Below are 16,201 nucleotides of genomic sequence, written 5' to 3' on the forward strand. Positions count from 1 at the left end.
CGGGTCGGAGTTCGGGAGTGGTCTACCTTCAAAGTGGGACCCGGCATGCTCCGGTCGGATTGCAAACGCTGGAGGACGTGGTGTTGGTGATTGGAGGGCCGGACGGCGCCGACGCGATTCTGGATCTGGAGGCGGTTTCCACGTATCGGGTGAGCGAGGATTGGGTGCCATTGGCGTTGTACGAAAAGTTTCTGCAAACTGATGCGGCGATCCGACCGAACCGTGATTTCGCCTTTGCCGGAATCCAAGTCGCCGGACCGGGAGGGACCGCTTTGATCACTCATTTGCACGACGACCTCCTGAATATTTTGAAAGGATTGGACCACCGGATCGGACATTACGAGGAGGCGGCCGAAGCGATTCGGGCTCTCGGATTGATTCCCGAGAATAAGTTTTCGGATACGGAGCGCCTCCGGCTGACCGAAGTCGATCGGATCCGTCTTTCCCAGGAAAAACTGGAAGCCGTATCGGGGAGCGTCGCCTATAACCGATTCGACCGCGATTACGTCGAATTCCTCGGTGAGACCCGGAAGTTGTTCCGGGAACGGGTGGCGGTGTTGGAGAAACATCGGGCCGTGATCCGAGCGGTTCGAAACCATGCCGGTCGCCGGGTGATGGATGATCCGAACGACGCAGCGGACTACGAAACGATCCGCCAAATCACTCGGGAGACCTTGGGCCACAGAACTTATTTCGAAGGGGACTGGCGGGGAGAGACCCCAGTTACCCGGGAGACCGTGAAATGAAACCGATCGTCAAAACGCTCTTAACTTGTTGGCCGTTCCTGATCGCGGCCGTGCTCGCCGGAAGTCCGGCGGTGGATGACCGATGGGACCTGGAATCCCGCTTGATCGTTTCCGGGGAGGATTGGCGGGTCGTAATCGACGGCGAATCGGAAACAATACTTTTGGAAAGAAAAGGCGATGAGGTGGCGGACATGATCGCTTTTTCCTTTTACGGATCGGAGAAGATGGCCATCGAGTCGGCGCGGGTAACCGACGCCGGGGACTCCGGAGGGCGGGTCGTCGAAATGGTCTTTGCCGTCGCGGAGGCGAAATCGGACGGGCGTTTGGTGATCGGTGAAGAAGGCGGAATTGAGATCCACCCGTCGCCGGAAATCGCGTCGGTCCGGATATCGGGGGATATTCGGCTCGGGTTGCTTCCCGGCATCTCATTGGAGGATCTTTGTTATCAGCCCGGGCGAATGGAAGAAGGGGAAGTCCTGCATGTTCCTTCGGAACGGGTGGTGGCCGGCATGGTTGGCGAAGGAAGCGGAATGTTCGCCGCCGCCTGGGAACCGGCCGGACAACGGGTGACCCTGTCACGGGTGCCCGGAGAGACGGAGCCGGTGGTCCCTTGGGAGATTACGCCGGAGGGCCGGCCGTTGCGGGTGATGTTATCGGTCGGAGAAGGCATCTGGACCCGGGTGGATATCGAACTCACCGCCAACGGAACGAGGGATGTTCGGTTGGAATGGAACCGGCCGTTTCCGGGCAACTGGCGGACCTCGATCGTTTATCGGGATATCGTATCCGATTTGTCGATATCGCCTGACAAACTCGGCACGTGGCGGGGAGCCTTTTATCCGTTTTGGTTCGACAAGGAGAACGGGACCCACCTGCGAACCGGGGGCCCGTTCCAGTTGAGGGAGGAAGGAGTGATCGCCTATCTGTTCGACGAAGATCCCCGGTCGCTCATGGCGATGCTCCGCGCGTCGTCGTCGGGAGATTATTTCGAAGGATTGCTCAAAAAAGAACCACCTTATCCCGGCTCCGGGGCGGCTCCGGGGGTCGGGTTCACCGCCTGTTGGGGGACTGATTTGTTGCGGGCGAGTCTCTTGGCCGTGGGAGCCCATCGCCGGGAGACCGCCTATCTTGACGAATGGATCGACTCGGTCACGCTCCATTATGTGGTCGGTACCCAGAATCGTCGGACGGAGCACCATGACTTGATTCTGGATTTGGATCGGCGGATCGGCGAGTGGATCGAACAGGAAGGCGATGAGGATACGCTCGAATTCCTCCGGGCGATGCAAGCCGAGGCGGGAACGATGTTCGACCTTTACGCCGCCCTGATTCAACGCGACGGGGAGAGCGGTCCGGACGAGTATGTTTGTCATGTCCGGGAACTGGGAGACCGGATGCGCGATCTGATTCGCACCCCCGGAATGGAATTCGCGGTGGAAACCGATTTTATCGTGAATCGCATGAATCACGTTACGTGGGCCCATCAGGAACACACCGGCGGCCGGACCGGCGGGGGCGTCGGCCACCACTGGCGGCATTGGTTTCAGGAAGCGGGCCGGCTCGGCTCGAAGAATCCCCGGAGCGTGGAGTATGCCGAAACGATTCGCGACGCGATCCGGGAGCATCTGCGGAAACGGTTCTTTGAAACAATGACCTATTGACCGCCGAATCCTTCACCGGCGGTTTTTAACCAGAATCAAACCAAACAGACCTTTATGAAAAAACTATTCAAATCTGCTCTCGCGGGGATCGCGCCGACGGTTCTCGTATTGGCCCAATTCGCGTCGGTCGGGTCGGCCTCCCAACCCGAGACCTTCACCACGGAAGCCGGGGAAACCGGACCCGGTTTTTCTGGGGGGACGAACCGGGCCGAATCGGGATGTTCGCGTGGGTGCGGACCAATTCGGGGCAGCGGACCAGACCGGTGGGCCGCAAGATGCCGAATCCATTCGGATTGCATGATATCTATGGGAACGTTTCGGAGTGGTGTAACGACTTTTTTGTGACGGACCATCGGCCGGAGGCGGGGGAGGTCAATCCGCGAGGCCCAGCCGAAGGAACCATGCGAGTGGTCCGCGGCGGTTCGTGGCATTCCTCGCATGAGGAAGCCAACTCCTATGCCAGAAAGGGGGCTGAACCGGGATACGCCGATGTCTGCATTGCCGGATACGACGAATATGGATTCCGGATCGTTCGTCCGGCCAAAGTTTCGAAATAGGGCGAATGGCGGGAGGCCCGACGTTTAGAGTTTGATATTGAAGATGCGTCGGAGGGCGTGTTTGGCGGCGTGAAAGCCGCACATGCCGTGGACGCCGCCCCCGGGCGGGGTGGAGGAGGAGCAAAGATAGACGTTGCGCAAGGAAGTGGTGTAGGGGGAAAGGCGAACGGCCGGGCGGGTGAGCAGTTGGTCGAGGGATGTGGCGCCGCCGTTGATGTCGCCGCCGACATAGTTCGGATTGTAAGCCTCCATCTGACGGGCGTGCATGGTGTGGCGGGCAATGATGGTGTCGCGGAAACCTGGGGCGAAACGTTCCACTTGCGTTTCGATCGCTTCGGTCATGTCGACCACGGAATCGTTCGGAACATGGCAATAGGCCCAGGCGGTGTGACGGTGGGCGGGAGCCCGGGTGGAGTCGAAGACGCTTTGTTGGGCGAATAGCACGAACGGACGTCGGGCGTGTTCGCCGCGGCTCATCGTCGCTTCGGCGGCGGCTATTTCCTCGAGCGAACCGCCGAGATGAACGGTCCCGGCCCGGCGGCACTCGGGGGAACGGAACGGCGGCGGCTCGTGCAGCGCCCAGTCGACCTTGAAGACGCCGGCTCCGTAGCGGAAGCGTTGCAATTGCTTGCGATACCGGGAGGAGAGTTGGTTGCCCCCGATCTCAAGCAGTTGCTTTGGAGTGATGTCCAGTAAAACGACGCGGGCGGAGGGCAGTTCCTTCAGCGAGCGGACCGGGCGTCCGGTCTCGATTTCGCCGCCGATCGATTGGAGGTAGGCGGCCATGGCGTCGGCGATCGATTGGGAACCGCCTCGGGGCATCGGCCAACCTTTGGCATGGGCGAGGGTGGTGAGAACCAGTCCGATCGCGGCGCTCGCCGACGCGGTGAGCGGCAGCAGCGAGTGGGCGGCCGAACCGGCGAAAATCCCCCGGGCGTCGCGGGTGCGGAAGTGGCGGGTGGCGAAACGCTGGGCCGATTGAAGCGCGTTCAGGCCGAATCGGGCCATCAGATAGGGATGGGCGGTGAGGCCGATCGGGGCGAGGATGTTTCCTTCGAGTTTGTCCCAGTTTCCAGCGAGGAAACCGAACAATTTCCGGTAGGCGGCCTCGTCGGGTCCGAGTCGTCCGGCGGTCGCCTCGACGGATCGCTCCAAGACCGCCGCCGAACCGTCGTCGAACGGGTGGGCGAGGGCGAATGGGGGGTCGATCCATTCGAGTCCGAAATCGGCAAGGGGAAGTTGTCGGAAGAAAGGGGAATCAGCGGCCAGCGGATGGATCGCAGAACAGACGTCGTGGCGGAAGCCGGGCTCGGTCAGTTCCAAGGTCCGCATTCCGCCGCCGACGGTTTCCTTTCCCTCGATCAGTTTGACGGTGAGCCCGGCCCGGCGCAGGACGGTCGCGGCCGCCAACCCGTTCGGGCCGGAGCCGACGACCACCGCATCGTATTCGAAATCCCCCATCGTGCGAGTAGTTGTAAACTCGTTACAAGACGAACAACACCATCACCGTGTAGAGCGCCATCGATACAATCGCCGCAAAAAGGGCGAGGGGCAACTGGGTCAGGACGTGGTCCATCAAATCGCAACCCGTCCCCAGGGAGGAAAGGATGGTGGTGTCGGAGATTGGGGAGCATTGGTCTCCGAAGAGACTTCCCCCGACCACCGAGGCGAAACAGACGGTGAGGAAAAAGACGCTCTCTCCTCCGACTACCCAGGCGAGCGGCATGGCGATTGGAAAGACGATCGCATAGGTGCCGAAAGAGGTGCCGGTCGAGAAGGCGATCACCATGCAAAGGAGCATGAACAAGGCCGGGAGGATGGCGGCGGGAATGACGTCGGCGAAGGCTCCGGTAATGAACTCGGCGGTGCCGACCGACTCCGCCACGGTTTTCAACGTGACCGCCAACGCGAGGATCAACGCTCCGATGGTTACGCCCTTGCACCCGGAAATGAAGCCGTCCATCGCGGTCCGCAGCGGCATCCCCTTGACCATCGCGATGGCGAATCCCGCCAGCACCGCCAGCACGAACGCCTCGGGAACCATCATACTGAACGACCGGTCGCCCAAAATCGGGACCATGATCACGTAGGGGATGACCGCCACCCCCAGCAGAGTGCCGATGGGACCGAAGAAATCGACCAATCCGGGCCGGTAATCCGGCGGCACTTGGATTTTCGTCAGTTCGTTCGACGTCATCGGAATGGCGCCGGGCCGGTCGAGTTGACCGGTCGAGCGGGCCCGGTGCATCGCCGCACGCATCCGACCGCCGACCCACGGCAGTTTCTCCCAAGCGAACAGGAGGGTCATGAGGACGGCGATGATCGCGTAGAAGTTGAACGGGATGGCGCTGAAGAAGAAGTTGACGGCCATGGCCAATTCCTCGGCCTGCCTCGCCGATTCCGAGGCGAGGTTGCTGGTGAAAAGGGGAATGCTCCCGGCGACCGTTCCGGCAATGTAGAACGGCCAGATGTTGAACGGGATCAGGGCGGCGGCCGGGGAGGCGGTGGAGTCGACGACGTAGGAAAGCTCCTCGTGGGAGACCTTGTTGCGGTCGCCGATCGAGCGGACCGTGGCCCCGGTCAAGACCGTGCTGATGGTGCCGCCTTGATGGAAAATGAGTCCCATGATCCAGGTGAAAAACTTCGCGCTCCGGGGACCGACCACCATCCGTTGGGCGGCCCAATTGGCGAAATGGGTCGCCCCGGCGGTGCGGGTCCAAATCCCGATCAAACCTCCCAAGGCCCAGAGGTAAACCAGCAGGATCACGGCGTAACTCCGGGTCCCGATCGACGGCAGCAGGTAGGCTTGGACGATGTTGATTTGTCCGGCGATCAATCCTCCGGCGAGAATTCCGATGATCAGCGCGGCGATCACCTCCCGTAGCCAAAACGCCAGGACGATGGCGATCAGCGGCGGCAACAGTGACCAATATCCGTAATGTTCGCCGAGCCGGTATTCGAAACCTTGGAACCCGACCTCCTCTCCGGCGGCGTAAATCCCGGCCGAGCCGTTCTGTAAGGACGTATCCGAAATCTCCATGCGGAACGGCCGGACCTCGTCGCCCTCCGGGTCGGCCGGTTTCACCGAGATTTGGAACGCCCCGGTCGAAGGGGAGCGAACCGAAAGGCGGTAAAACTCTCCGGGGGCGACGGAAAACGGAAGGGGATGTTCGCTGACGACCCGAACGACACGGCCCTCCTCATGCCGACGAAACTGGACGAGAGCCGGATCCCCGGCTTGAATCGTCGCGGTGAAAAAGGAAAGACCCTCGAACGAAACCTCGCCCCCCGGTTGGCCGTGAAAGGCGATTCCTCCCGTTCCGCTTTCGCCCGACCCCGGGGCGATCCGGGCCGTGACCTCGAAACGCCCCGGCAAGGAAAGATCGATTGCGCGATGGAGGAGGAGAAGTTCGCCGGTCTCCGGGGAAACCGCGCTTTTCCACGTCTCGCGGGCCGGTTCTCCGTCGAGGGGATCGTCCAGCGCGATTCCGGCGGCGGGCCGGATCCATCCGAAAAACGACGCGAGCCCGATGGCGATCAACACGCCCGCGATGAAGCCGAATTTCGACCAACGTCGACCCTCCTTCCGGGGTTGGGCCGGGTTCGATGAAGCGTCGGCGGTCTTGGAAGGCGGGGGATCGTTCGGTTTGGAGTCGGACATAGGTGGGAAAATTAAAAAACGGTATCCCCAAGCCAAACAAAGCATTGCGACGAGAACAACCGCAAATTCCCTTCGAACTTCCGACCGAAAGCGGATCCATGGGCATGATCCGTCACATTCTCCGCGAATATGACACCTTTGAAAGCAATGCGCTTCGGACAATCCCTGACCCGATCGCGTCAGGGATTGTCCGCGGGATAGAGCCCGGGCGGCGAGGATCTCAAAGGCCAAGTGGCTGGTTGTCCGAGCTGAAGCGATATTTCTCGATCGGAGGAGATCGTATCCCTGTATTAGTCCAGGGCGAGGCAGGACGGACGCCGATCGTCACGGCACCGGTGCCGTCGGCCTTTCCCCCGGCTATTTTTCCCGTCGCTATCGCCACGTCTACCGGAATGGCGAACGCTTCCCGAAAGCGGAGGATGCCGGGCTTTCGCAGGTCATTGAAGAACGATTCTGACCGCCGGGGGCCGGGTCACTCCAGAACCCGAGCGCGGGTCTGTAGCGTCAGGCGCTCCGGGGCCGGGCGATCGGTTTCCGGTTGGACTTCTTTGGTGAAGCGATACCAACCGGGAGTGGGTGTGTGGTCGGGAAGGAACGGCCAGCGTTGTTCCACGCCCTTTTCACCGGGGGCGACAAAGAGTAACTCCATGGTCCAGGCGGCGTCGCGCGATTCTTCGGTTTCGTGCCATTCCGCTCCGTCCCACCGCTCGACTTTGATCGGGCGCCCGTAGCTCAACGGCACTTCGCCCCGGTTGATTACTTGAAGAAGTATCCCTTCGTCGGCGCTGATCGTTTCCGGGGAGGCGGAAAACTCGGCGACGGTTCGTCCATCTTCCGCCTGGACGATTCCTTCCGCGGATCCGGGCGGGGAGGACTCCTTTCCGGTGTTTCGTTCCACGGTCGCGCAGGCGACGAGGAGGAGGCAACCGGACACGGCCGCGAGTGGTCGGAGATAATGATGAAGAGAGGTTTTGAGCGTCATGGTTCGGATTCCGTTAAGCCGTGACCATCCAGCAGATGCCGAAGCGGTCGGTTACCATCCCGAAGCGGGCGGCGAAGAAGGTTTTGCCCAACGGCATTGTGATCTCCCCTCCTTCGGCCAACGCATTGAACGTTCGCTCGGCCTCCTCCGCGTCCGCCAAGGAGATCGACAGGGCGAAGCCGGCGAATCCGTCGCCTTTCTCGCAACCATCGGACCCCATCAACTCCGATTCCCCGATTCGAAACGTCACGTGCATGATCTTCTCCTGCCAGTCGGGTCCGACTTCCCCGGGGGGAGGTGGTTCGGGGCTTTCCTTGAAGCGCATCAGCTCTTTGACCTCCGCGCCGATTGTGTTCCGGTAAAACGCGAGCGCTTCTTCGCAACGGCCGCCGAAGAAGAGATAGGGTTGGACGAATGATGTTTTCATGACGATGCGAGACGGGTGATCATTGTTCGCGTTTCATCTCGGCGGCGAACGCTTCGGCCCGTCGTTGTATTTCTTCAGGGGATACGTCCTCGACGTGCGTTCCGATCCAGAAAAGGTTTCCCCACGGGTCTTTGACGCCGCCCATCCGGTCGCCCCAAAACTGGTTTTCCGGTTTCATGATCGATTCGGAGCCCGCCTTGATCGCTTTTTCGTAAGCGCCGTCGGTGTCCGGCACATACAAATACAAATGTGACGTCATGGCTCCCATCTGTTCGCACGCTTCACTGATCATCAGCATCGAGTCGCCGATGCGAACCTCCGCATGCATGATCCCCCCGTCGGGCCGATCATGGCGTCCGAGGAGCTCGGCATCGAAGACCTGCTTCAAGAATTCGATCAGGCCTGGCGCGTCTTTGACGGTCAGGTAGGGATTTACGGTGTGGTAGCCGTTCGGTATTGGATTTACTTGGTTCATTCTCTCATAGGGTTTGGTTGATTCTTCGGGACGTCGATGCGTCGATGTTCATCGCTTATCGTTTGGGAGTCGCGGTCATCGAATTGGATTTTCAGATTCTAAATTTCCACGATGCTTTTGAATCCGCCGTAAGCCATGCGCTTGGGATCGAACGGCAGGTTTCCGTTCTCGCAGGAGTCCTTTATGCGGGGGTCGGCCATCACTTTCGCGTTCACCTCGTCGCGATGTTCGCGGGATTTATACACGATCCAGGCGAAGACGACGGTCTCGGACTCGTCGGCGCCGGCCATTTCCCGAAACGAACGGACGTCCGGAATGTCGAGGTCGTCGCCCGCGCTCTCGATGTAGTCGAGAGCCCCGTGTTCTTTCCAGACCTTCGCCGCCGTTTCGGCCAGCGAACGGTAAGCTTCGATTTTTTCCTTCCGGATCGGAAGGACGAATCCGTCGATGTATTTGCTCATGGTAGGATCCATTGTTCGGTTGTTTTCATGCGGGGAGTTTATTCGGTCCGGGCTCTTTCGGATTGAAGAAATCGGACATTCTTCGATCCCGCCAAAATCCGGGCGGGTATCCCGTGAGGGCGGTGAATTCGCGGATCATGTGGGCTTGGTCGGCGTAGCCGTTGTCGACCGCGATGATCGCGTGGCTTTCGTCGCCGCGCAGCAAGGGGTGGAACGCTCGTTGCAGTCGGAGGATTCGACCGAGCAGTTTGGGCGGATGCCCGAGGTCCGTCTTTGCTATGCGTTGGAGTTGGCGGGTGGAAAAACCGGTCGTGTGCGCGGCGCGGTCGACCGATCCGCCGCCATCGAGTAGGGCGGCGGTCAACCATTGGGCGCGGAAGTTGACCCGCTTCGCCCGGTATTTTGCGGCGATGGCGCGCGAGAGCGCCTCCGCTTCCTCGATCCCGGTGGCGCCATTTCGATCGCTTGCGTGACGCTCGAATATGGCATTCATTTCGCCGATGGACGCGTCGTGAAACGAGGCCTCCAAGTTCCTCAAGATCGAGGCGGGGATTTTGGTGAAGCCGGGAAGAAGGTGGGGTTGAAGTCGAACTCCCACGATGGAAAGTGGTCCGGTCTTGCGAACGGTTCGAGCGGCCGCGAGCGTTCCGAAAACGAAACCTTCCCCCGCCATCCGGTCGAAGATCAAATCCGAGCAACCGTCGGGAACCACATGATATGTGAGCGGCGCATCGGCGGACCCTTGGCCGGTCAGCGTCCAAACTCCCACAAGTATATTGTCCAGGCCCGGCGGCGGGGCGAACTCGCGGTAGTGCAAACCGGTCGGCCCGGCTGTTTCCGAGACCGATGCCCGCACCCAAGGCTGAATTGGGCGGTGTCTGGGATGTCGCTTCGCAGTCATATTCGAATCTTCAACCGAAGGCGGAATTCGTCGAGTTGGCCGGGGTATTTTCTCTGTTGCATACTGACTGGTATGTAACGTCACGCGGACGGGGCGTGGCGTCAACGGCGAAATGAAAAAAGGGGCTTTGGCGGGCTTTGGCAGGCTATTTCATCTGGTCGTGGAGGGTCTGTCCTGTTGGAGCGTCTGAGCTTTCGCTCGATGAACGGGGTGGCGTTTGGTCCGGGGGCGGGGTGAAGGAGGGCTGACTCCGGCGGTCATCCGGCGAAAGCCGGGATGCTACGTAGCGTCTGAGCTTTCTCTCGATGACGGGGCGTTGTCTGGTCCGGGGGCGGGGTGAAGGAGGGCTGACTCCAGCGGTCATCCGGCGAAAGCCGGGATGCTACGTAGCGTCGAGCTTTCGCTCGATGACGGGGCGTCGTCTGGTCCGGGGGCGGGGTGAAGGAGGGCTGACTCCGATGTTCATCCGGCGAAAGCCGGTATGCTACGTAGCGTCGAGCTTTCGCTCGATGAACGGGGCGTTGTCTGGTCCGGGGGCGGCGTGGAGGAGGGCTGACTCCGATGTTCATCCGGCGAAAGCCGGGATGCTACGGGTTGACCAGCTTCAATCGGCCAACCGGTGGAGGCGGATGGCGGCGGCGATGATCGGTTGGGCCCATTCCGGGGCTCCCGAGAGAATGGCGGGGGCGATGATCTTGCGATCTTTCATTTCAAGAAGGAGGACCGGGCGGGGCGGGTTGCCTTGGAGCGGATCGGCCTCGGCGGAGTTGTCATACATCCGGAGATGATGGAGGTGGGGCAGCAGGCGGATAAGGTTTTCCCGGCTGGTGTTCCAGCGCTCCCGGATCTTGCCTTCCGGGATGTCGTGCCCGCCCGCTGAGACGCGGGCCCGGACACGGCGGAGGTGGAGGTCGGGGCTTTCCAGTCCGCAGAACCAAATCTGGAGCCGGTGGCCGCCGCGCGCCGCTTCCATCAGCAACCGGGGAATGGTGCGGCCGCCGAGGGTGGTTTCGAAACGGTAGTCTTTGCGTTCCTTGATCGCCTGTTCGAGGAGCGATCTTCCGAGTTGCCAGGCGTGGCCGTTGGCGGTGGCCAGCGAGATGTCCGGGTGGAGCGCCCGGATTTTCTGGGCGACGGTGTCTGGGTTGTAATAAAAGGCGGAGGAAGTTTCGGCGAATTCTCCCGCGATACTGCTTTTGCCGGCACCATTGACTCCGGCAAGGACGGTGATCACTGGCAGCGAGCTCATGGGTGGAGTTTTCCCTTTCGCTGGGCTCTGCGGACTGCCGCAGTACCGAGTTCTTCTGGAGTTGCTTCAAACAATCGCTTGGCCGCCTCTTTTTGTTCCGGTGTCTGCATTTCCTCGAGCACGCTGCGGTATTCCGCCTGGAGTTCATGGAGGATATGGCTCTCCGCGCCGGTCATCCGTTCGTATTCCTCGATGGAGAGGAGAACGGCGCGTGGTTTGTCGTGACGGGTGATCGCGACGGCGCCTTGGGAAGCCACTTGATCAAGGACGTCTGCGGTCGCGTTTTTCAACAACGTGGAGGGAACCGGTGGAAGTTCTTCCACTTTCAAGGTCGGTTGGGATGATGAACGGTATTTTTTGGTCATAATAGCTAAAATGTATATTTTGGTTGTTTTGTCAAGGGGGGGAACGGGGGGAACAAGAACACACCCCACCGCTCTGGCGAGCGGTCCCCAGCTCTCAAGAGGGGAACTTTTTCATGCCGATCCCCTCTTGTGGAGGGAACTTCTTGTACGCTGATCCCCTCTTGAGAGGGGGGGGACCATGCGCCAGCATGGTGGGGTGTGTGGCTCTCTCCGCGCCTTGGCGGTTGGCTTTTCTTTCAAGCGTGTTACCTTGAGGATTTTACTTTGGAGACTGAGAGATGAACTTCGAACTTGCGGCGGACTATCAGCCGACCGGGGATCAGCCGGCGGCGATCGAGAAATTGGCGGAATCGTTGCTGGCCGGGAATCACGACCAGACGTTGCTCGGCGTGACCGGCTCGGGAAAGACGTTCACCATGGCCAACATCATTCAACGGCTTCAGCGGCCGGCGTTGGTCATTTCCCACAACAAAACCCTCGCCGCCCAACTTTATTCGGAGTTCAAGAGCTTTTTCCCGAACAACGCCGTCGAATATTTCGTCAGTTACTACGACTATTACCAGCCGGAGGCGTATGTTCCATCCAGCGATACGTTTATCGAGAAGGATTCTTCGATCAACGACGAGATCGAGCGGCTACGGATCGCCGCGACCAGCGCGTTGATCAGCCGTCGCGACGTGATCGTGGTGGCGAGTGTTTCCTGCATCTACGGACTCGGTTCGCCGGAGGATTTCCGGGAGATGATGATTCCGCTCCGGGTAGGAACGGAACTGGGGCGCGATACTTTTCTCAACCGGCTGGTGGATAACTTGTATGAACGGAATGACTACGAGTTGAAACGGGGGCGGTTCAGGGTCCGGGGGGATGTGGTCGATGTGATGCCGGCGTATTTGGAAAGCGGATTGCGAGTCGAGTTCTTCGGCGACGAAATCGAATCGCTGGCGGAGTTCGATCCGGTCACCGGGGAAACCGGCGGGCCGATCGAGTGGTTCGATTTGTATCCGGCAAACCAATATATCACTCCCCGGCACAAAGTCGAACATGCGGTTCGGGCGATCCGGGAGGAGTTGGAGGAGCGGGTCCGGTATTTCGAGAGCAAGAACCTGTTGCTGGAGGCCCAGCGGATTCGGATGCGGACCGAATACGACCTCGAGTTGCTGCAGGAAATGGGGTTTTGCAACGGCATCGAAAACTATTCCCGGCACATGTCGGGTCGTCGGAGCGGGGATCGCCCATGGTGCCTGATCGATTTTTTCCCGAAGGATTCGTTGCTGTTCATCGATGAAAGCCATGTCAGTATTCCACAAATCGGCGGAATGTATGCCGGCGACCGCTCGCGGAAAACGACGCTGGTCGAGCATGGGTTCCGGCTGCCGTCGGCGTTGGACAACCGGCCGTTGAATTTGGAGGAATTCCGGGAGTTGACCGGACAGACGATTTACGTGTCGGCCACTCCGGCGGCTTTCGAACTAGAGAAATCGGCGGTGGTGGCCGAGCAGGTGATCCGTCCGACCGGATTGCTCGATCCGGAGATCGAGGTGCGGCCGATCAAGGGGCAGGTCGAGGATCTGATCGGCGAAGTGTTGAAAGCGGCCGAGGCGGGCGAACGGGTGTTGGTGACAACACTGACCAAGCGAACCTCGGAGGATTTGACCCAATATCTGCGGGAAGCATCGATCCGGGTGGAGTATCTGCATTCCGACATTGACGCGATCGAACGGGTGGAGATTTTGCGCAACCTTCGGCGGGGGGAATTCGATGTGTTGGTCGGCGTGAACTTGTTGCGGGAAGGATTGGATCTCCCGGAAGTGGCGTTGGTGGCGATTTTGGACGCCGACAAGGAAGGCTTCTTGCGGAGTTTCACCAGCTTGGTTCAGACGGCGGGACGGGCGGCCCGTCATGAGAAAGGGCGGGTGTTGATGTATGCGGATGTCATGACGGATTCGATACGCCGAACGATCGAGGTGACGGCGGAACGGCGGGAGAAGCAGATAGCCTACAACCGGGAGCATGGCATCGTTCCGACGAGCGTGAAGCGGGGGATCCAGGCGAGCCTTCATTACGCCCGCAAGGAGGAGAATGAGATTCTGATGGTGGCGGAAGGGGCGGACGACGGCGACGTGGCGAAGGTGATCGCGGAGTTGGAGGCCGAAATGCTGGAAGCTTCGGCCAAGTTGGAGTTTGAGAAGGCGGCAATTTTGCGCGATCAGATCACGGCGCTGAAAGGTGGAGCCGCTTCCCCAGAGAAAGAGCGAGGTGCAGGGAGAGGACGGAAGGGGAGGAAGAAGAGGGCGTATGGTTGAGTGTTTTTTACAGAAGCCAACATCCGGGCTGCGCCCGGGGAACAACATAGAATGAAACTGGTTTTTGAGGCGGAGCCTCTTTGGAGTGCTCCGCGTCCCCGCGGAGCTTTCGGGCGTGCGGAAGAGCTTGGACCGTCGGATGACTGCCGGGCGTGCGGTTGTCGTCGGCCGTTCGAAAGCGGTGCGGGGACGCACCAGCACTCCAAAGCGCTTCGCGCGAAAACCTGATCGCCCCCCAACCCGCATGAACAGTGACGTTTCATAAGAGGAAGCGAAGGGGAATGAAGGCTTGGGAAATTTCCCTTCAGTATCGGATCAGTTGTCCTCGGCTTGGATGGCGGTGAGGGCGATGGTGTAAACGATGTCTTCGACCAAGGCGCCGCGGGAGAGGTCGTTGACCGGACGGCGGAGGCCTTGGAGCATCGGGCCGATCGAGAGGACGTTGGCGCTGCGTTGGACCGCTTTGTAGGTGGTGTTGCCGGTGTTGAGGTCAGGGAAAATGAATACGGTGGCTCGGCCGGCGACGGGACTGTTGGGAGCCTTTTTTGCGGCGACATCGGCGATGGCGGCAGCGTCGTATTGGAGGGGGCCGTCGATGAGGAGGTCCGGGCGGCGTTCCCTGGCGATCCGGGTCGCTTCGCGGACTTTGTCGACGTCGGCTCCCGATCCGCTTTCGCCGGTGGAATAGGAGATGGTGGCGACCCGGGCGGGGATGCCGAAACGGATGGCGGACTCGGCGCTTTGGATGGCGATGTCGGCGAGGGTTTCCGCGTCGGGGTCGGGGATGACCGCGCAATCTCCATAGACCAGGACTTGGTCGGGGAGGCACATGAAGAAAATGGAGGAGACCGCTTTGACGCCCGGTTTGGCTTTGATCAATTGGAGGGCGGGGCGAACGGTGCTGGCGGAGGAGTGGACCGCGCCGGAGACGAGTCCGTCGGCTTCGCCTAGAGCCAGCATCATGGTGCCGAGCACGACGTCGCTTTCAAGGTGGTCGCGGGCGATCTGGGGGGAAAGCCGTTTGGCGGTGCGGAGTTCGACCATCGGTTCGATGTATTTGGAACGGACCGCGTTGGCGTCGATGATTTCGAGGAGGTCGGGGTCGACATCCTGGCCGATCGCCACCCGTTTGATTTCTTCGGGGTCGCCGAGGAGGACGCATTGGGCGATGCCCCGTTGGGCGCAAATCGCGGCGGCCTTGATGGTCCGGGGTTCGGAGCCTTCGGGCAGTAGGATGCGGCGTTTGGCCGCCCGGGCCCGTTCGGTGAGTTGGAAAAGGAAGGCGGCGGGAGACATCCGGCTTTCCAATTCCCGGCTGCAATGATCCTCCAACCAGCCTCCGTCGATGTGTTCGGAGACGAAGTCCATCCCGGCTTCGACCCGTTGCAAATCGTCGACCGGGACCTCGGTGTTCATCGAACTCAAGAGCGCGGCGGTCTCGTAGGAACCCTCGTTGACTCGGAGAATCGGGAAGCCGGTGGCGATCCCGGGTTGGCAGAGATCGAGCACGCCGGAGTCGATCTGCGGACCACCGGTGAGGATCAGTCCGGCCATCGGGATGTTTTTCAACGCGGCCATGCAGGAGGCGATGATGACGTCGCTGCGGTCGGCAGGGGTGACGAGGAGGGCGCCGGCCCGGAAGGTGTGCATCATGTTCGGCACGGTGCGGGCGACCAGATGGAGATGCTTGACCCGGCGTTCGTCGATGGCCCCGGAGGAAACAACCTCGGCGTTGAGGTAGCGGGCGATGTCACGGGTGCGGCATTGCATCAACGTCTCGTTTTCGGGGACGAGGCCCGCGAGGGCGGGGAGGGGCGGGGAAGAGGCATTGTATTCGGCGGTGACCCGGCGGAGGGCGGCGGCGGGTTCCTCGCGCGGTTGCGGCCGGAGGCGGTTGAGGATGAGTCCGGCGATATGTTTGCGGTCGGCCCCGCCGTATTGGCGGGCGGCGAAGTCGATCTGGTCGCGGAGTTGGCGGTCGATGCCGTTGGTGGCGTTGCCGACCAGGATGACCTGGGCGCTGAGGGTGCGGATCAATTCCGTATTCAGTTGGCCGATATAGGAGTCGTTTTTCATTGGGACCAAGCCCTCCACGACGATCACGTCGGCCTCGGCGGCCGATTCGTGGAACTCCTGCATGACGATGTTCATCAAGTCGTCGAAACGATCCTCGGAAACCATCCGTTCCGCGTCTTCGAGGGAAATTGGAGTGGCCGGATTGAGACCGGTGACGGCGCGGATAAAATGGGTCGAACGCTCGGGGCCTTTTTCCGCGGTGGTGAATTGTCCGACCGGCTTGCAGAAACCGACGCGGACCCCGCGTTGGTCGAGCGCCCGGACGAGACCGAGGGAGATCGTGGTCAGGCCGCAGCCTCCCGAGATCGCGGCGAGAAAAAAGATCCTTTTCATGGCG

General features: G+C 60.7%; 14 protein-coding genes. 4 read left to right on the forward strand and 10 right to left on the reverse strand.

Annotated elements, in window-relative coordinates; genetic code table 11:
- Positions 1–17: 17 nt before the first annotated feature.
- The 3 genes from ACWUI2_RS17010 (at position 18) to ACWUI2_RS17020 (ending at position 2,964) form a co-directional block, all read left to right on the forward strand.
- Positions 18–746 carry a hypothetical protein gene (locus ACWUI2_RS17010; RefSeq protein ID WP_486984049.1) on the forward strand — a complete coding sequence of 243 codons (729 nt, stop codon included), beginning with the start codon at positions 18–20 and terminating at the stop codon, positions 744–746.
- The gene (locus ACWUI2_RS17015; protein ID WP_486984050.1) at positions 743–2,407 is read left to right on the forward strand and encodes a hypothetical protein; all 1,665 of its coding nucleotides are present in this window, start codon (positions 743–745) and stop codon (positions 2,405–2,407) included. The genes ACWUI2_RS17010 and ACWUI2_RS17015 overlap by 4 nt, the downstream gene beginning before the upstream one ends.
- 116 nt (positions 2,408–2,523) lie before the next feature.
- Positions 2,524–2,964 carry a formylglycine-generating enzyme family protein gene (locus tag ACWUI2_RS17020; protein WP_486985075.1) on the forward strand — a complete coding sequence of 147 codons (441 nt, stop codon included), beginning with the start codon at positions 2,524–2,526 and terminating at the stop codon, positions 2,962–2,964.
- 24 nt (positions 2,965–2,988) lie between these two features.
- On the opposite strand, the gene ACWUI2_RS17025 is transcribed toward ACWUI2_RS17020, so the two are convergent.
- From ACWUI2_RS17025 to ACWUI2_RS17065, 9 genes are all read right to left on the reverse strand, one after another.
- Positions 2,989–4,425: a phytoene desaturase family protein gene (locus tag ACWUI2_RS17025; protein ID WP_486984051.1), complete on the reverse strand. Its 1,437-nt coding sequence runs from the start codon at positions 4,423–4,425 to the stop codon at positions 2,989–2,991.
- 22 nt (positions 4,426–4,447) lie between these two features.
- The gene (locus ACWUI2_RS17030; protein WP_486984052.1) at positions 4,448–6,625 is read right to left on the reverse strand and encodes a Na+/H+ antiporter NhaC family protein; all 2,178 of its coding nucleotides are present in this window, start codon (positions 6,623–6,625) and stop codon (positions 4,448–4,450) included.
- A gap of 472 nt (positions 6,626–7,097) precedes the next feature.
- Entirely contained in the window at positions 7,098–7,607 is a 510-nt protein-coding gene (locus tag ACWUI2_RS17035) for an immunoglobulin-like domain-containing protein (protein WP_486984053.1), read from the reverse strand.
- 13 nt (positions 7,608–7,620) lie between these two features.
- Positions 7,621–8,034, reverse strand: coding sequence for a VOC family protein (locus ACWUI2_RS17040; RefSeq protein ID WP_486984054.1), 414 nt, complete (start codon positions 8,032–8,034; stop codon positions 7,621–7,623).
- 19 nt (positions 8,035–8,053) lie between these two features.
- A complete protein-coding gene (locus ACWUI2_RS17045) occupies positions 8,054–8,509 on the reverse strand; it encodes a VOC family protein (protein WP_486984055.1) in 456 nt (151 codons plus the stop codon).
- Positions 8,510–8,607: 98 nt separating this feature from the next.
- A complete protein-coding gene (locus ACWUI2_RS17050) occupies positions 8,608–8,970 on the reverse strand; it encodes a DUF1428 domain-containing protein (RefSeq protein WP_486984056.1) in 363 nt (120 codons plus the stop codon).
- 25 nt (positions 8,971–8,995) lie between these two features.
- Positions 8,996–9,871, reverse strand: a complete 876-nt coding sequence (locus ACWUI2_RS17055; protein ID WP_486984057.1) for a DUF6597 domain-containing transcriptional factor — start codon at positions 9,869–9,871, stop codon at positions 8,996–8,998.
- Between the two features lie 604 nt (positions 9,872–10,475).
- Positions 10,476–11,120 carry an ATPase gene (locus ACWUI2_RS17060; protein WP_486984058.1) on the reverse strand — a complete coding sequence of 215 codons (645 nt, stop codon included), beginning with the start codon at positions 11,118–11,120 and terminating at the stop codon, positions 10,476–10,478.
- A complete protein-coding gene (locus tag ACWUI2_RS17065) occupies positions 11,117–11,485 on the reverse strand; it encodes a type II toxin-antitoxin system Phd/YefM family antitoxin (RefSeq protein ID WP_486984059.1) in 369 nt (122 codons plus the stop codon). The genes ACWUI2_RS17060 and ACWUI2_RS17065 overlap by 4 nt, the downstream gene beginning before the upstream one ends.
- Positions 11,486–11,763: 278 nt before the next feature.
- On the opposite strand from ACWUI2_RS17065, the gene uvrB reads away from it, so the two are divergent.
- Positions 11,764–13,788, forward strand: a complete 2,025-nt coding sequence (gene uvrB, locus ACWUI2_RS17070) for an excinuclease ABC subunit UvrB (RefSeq protein WP_486984060.1) — start codon at positions 11,764–11,766, stop codon at positions 13,786–13,788.
- Positions 13,789–14,103: 315 nt separating this feature from the next.
- Here the strand turns inward: uvrB and pta are convergent, their stop codons facing one another.
- Positions 14,104–16,197 (reverse strand): phosphate acetyltransferase, encoded by a 2,094-nt coding sequence (gene pta, locus ACWUI2_RS17075; RefSeq protein ID WP_486984061.1) that lies wholly within the window; start codon positions 16,195–16,197, stop codon positions 14,104–14,106.
- Positions 16,198–16,201 lie beyond the last annotated feature (4 nt).

The organism is Verruconatronum alginivorum (genome assembly GCF_056590205.1).

Bases quoted from the DNA above. Each gene is read 5' to 3' on its own strand.
- ACWUI2_RS17015 (WP_486984050.1), top strand. From the start codon at position 743: ATGAAACCGATCGTCAAAACGCTCTTAACTTGTTGGCCGTTCCTGATC.
- ACWUI2_RS17025 (WP_486984051.1), bottom strand. From the start codon at position 4,425: ATGGGGGATTTCGAATACGATGCGGTGGTCGTCGGCTCCGGCCCGAAC.
- ACWUI2_RS17030 (WP_486984052.1), bottom strand. From the start codon at position 6,625: ATGTCCGACTCCAAACCGAACGATCCCCCGCCTTCCAAGACCGCCGAC.
- ACWUI2_RS17035 (WP_486984053.1), bottom strand. From the start codon at position 7,607: ATGACGCTCAAAACCTCTCTTCATCATTATCTCCGACCACTCGCGGCC.
- ACWUI2_RS17040 (WP_486984054.1), bottom strand. From the start codon at position 8,034: ATGAAAACATCATTCGTCCAACCCTATCTCTTCTTCGGCGGCCGTTGC.
- ACWUI2_RS17045 (WP_486984055.1), bottom strand. From the start codon at position 8,509: ATGAACCAAGTAAATCCAATACCGAACGGCTACCACACCGTAAATCCC.
- ACWUI2_RS17050 (WP_486984056.1), bottom strand. From the start codon at position 8,970: ATGAGCAAATACATCGACGGATTCGTCCTTCCGATCCGGAAGGAAAAA.
- ACWUI2_RS17055 (WP_486984057.1), bottom strand. From the start codon at position 9,871: ATGACTGCGAAGCGACATCCCAGACACCGCCCAATTCAGCCTTGGGTG.
- ACWUI2_RS17060 (WP_486984058.1), bottom strand. From the start codon at position 11,120: ATGAGCTCGCTGCCAGTGATCACCGTCCTTGCCGGAGTCAATGGTGCC.
- ACWUI2_RS17065 (WP_486984059.1), bottom strand. From the start codon at position 11,485: ATGACCAAAAAATACCGTTCATCATCCCAACCGACCTTGAAAGTGGAA.
- uvrB (WP_486984060.1), top strand. From the start codon at position 11,764: ATGAACTTCGAACTTGCGGCGGACTATCAGCCGACCGGGGATCAGCCG.
- pta (WP_486984061.1), bottom strand. From the start codon at position 16,197: ATGAAAAGGATCTTTTTTCTCGCCGCGATCTCGGGAGGCTGCGGCCTG.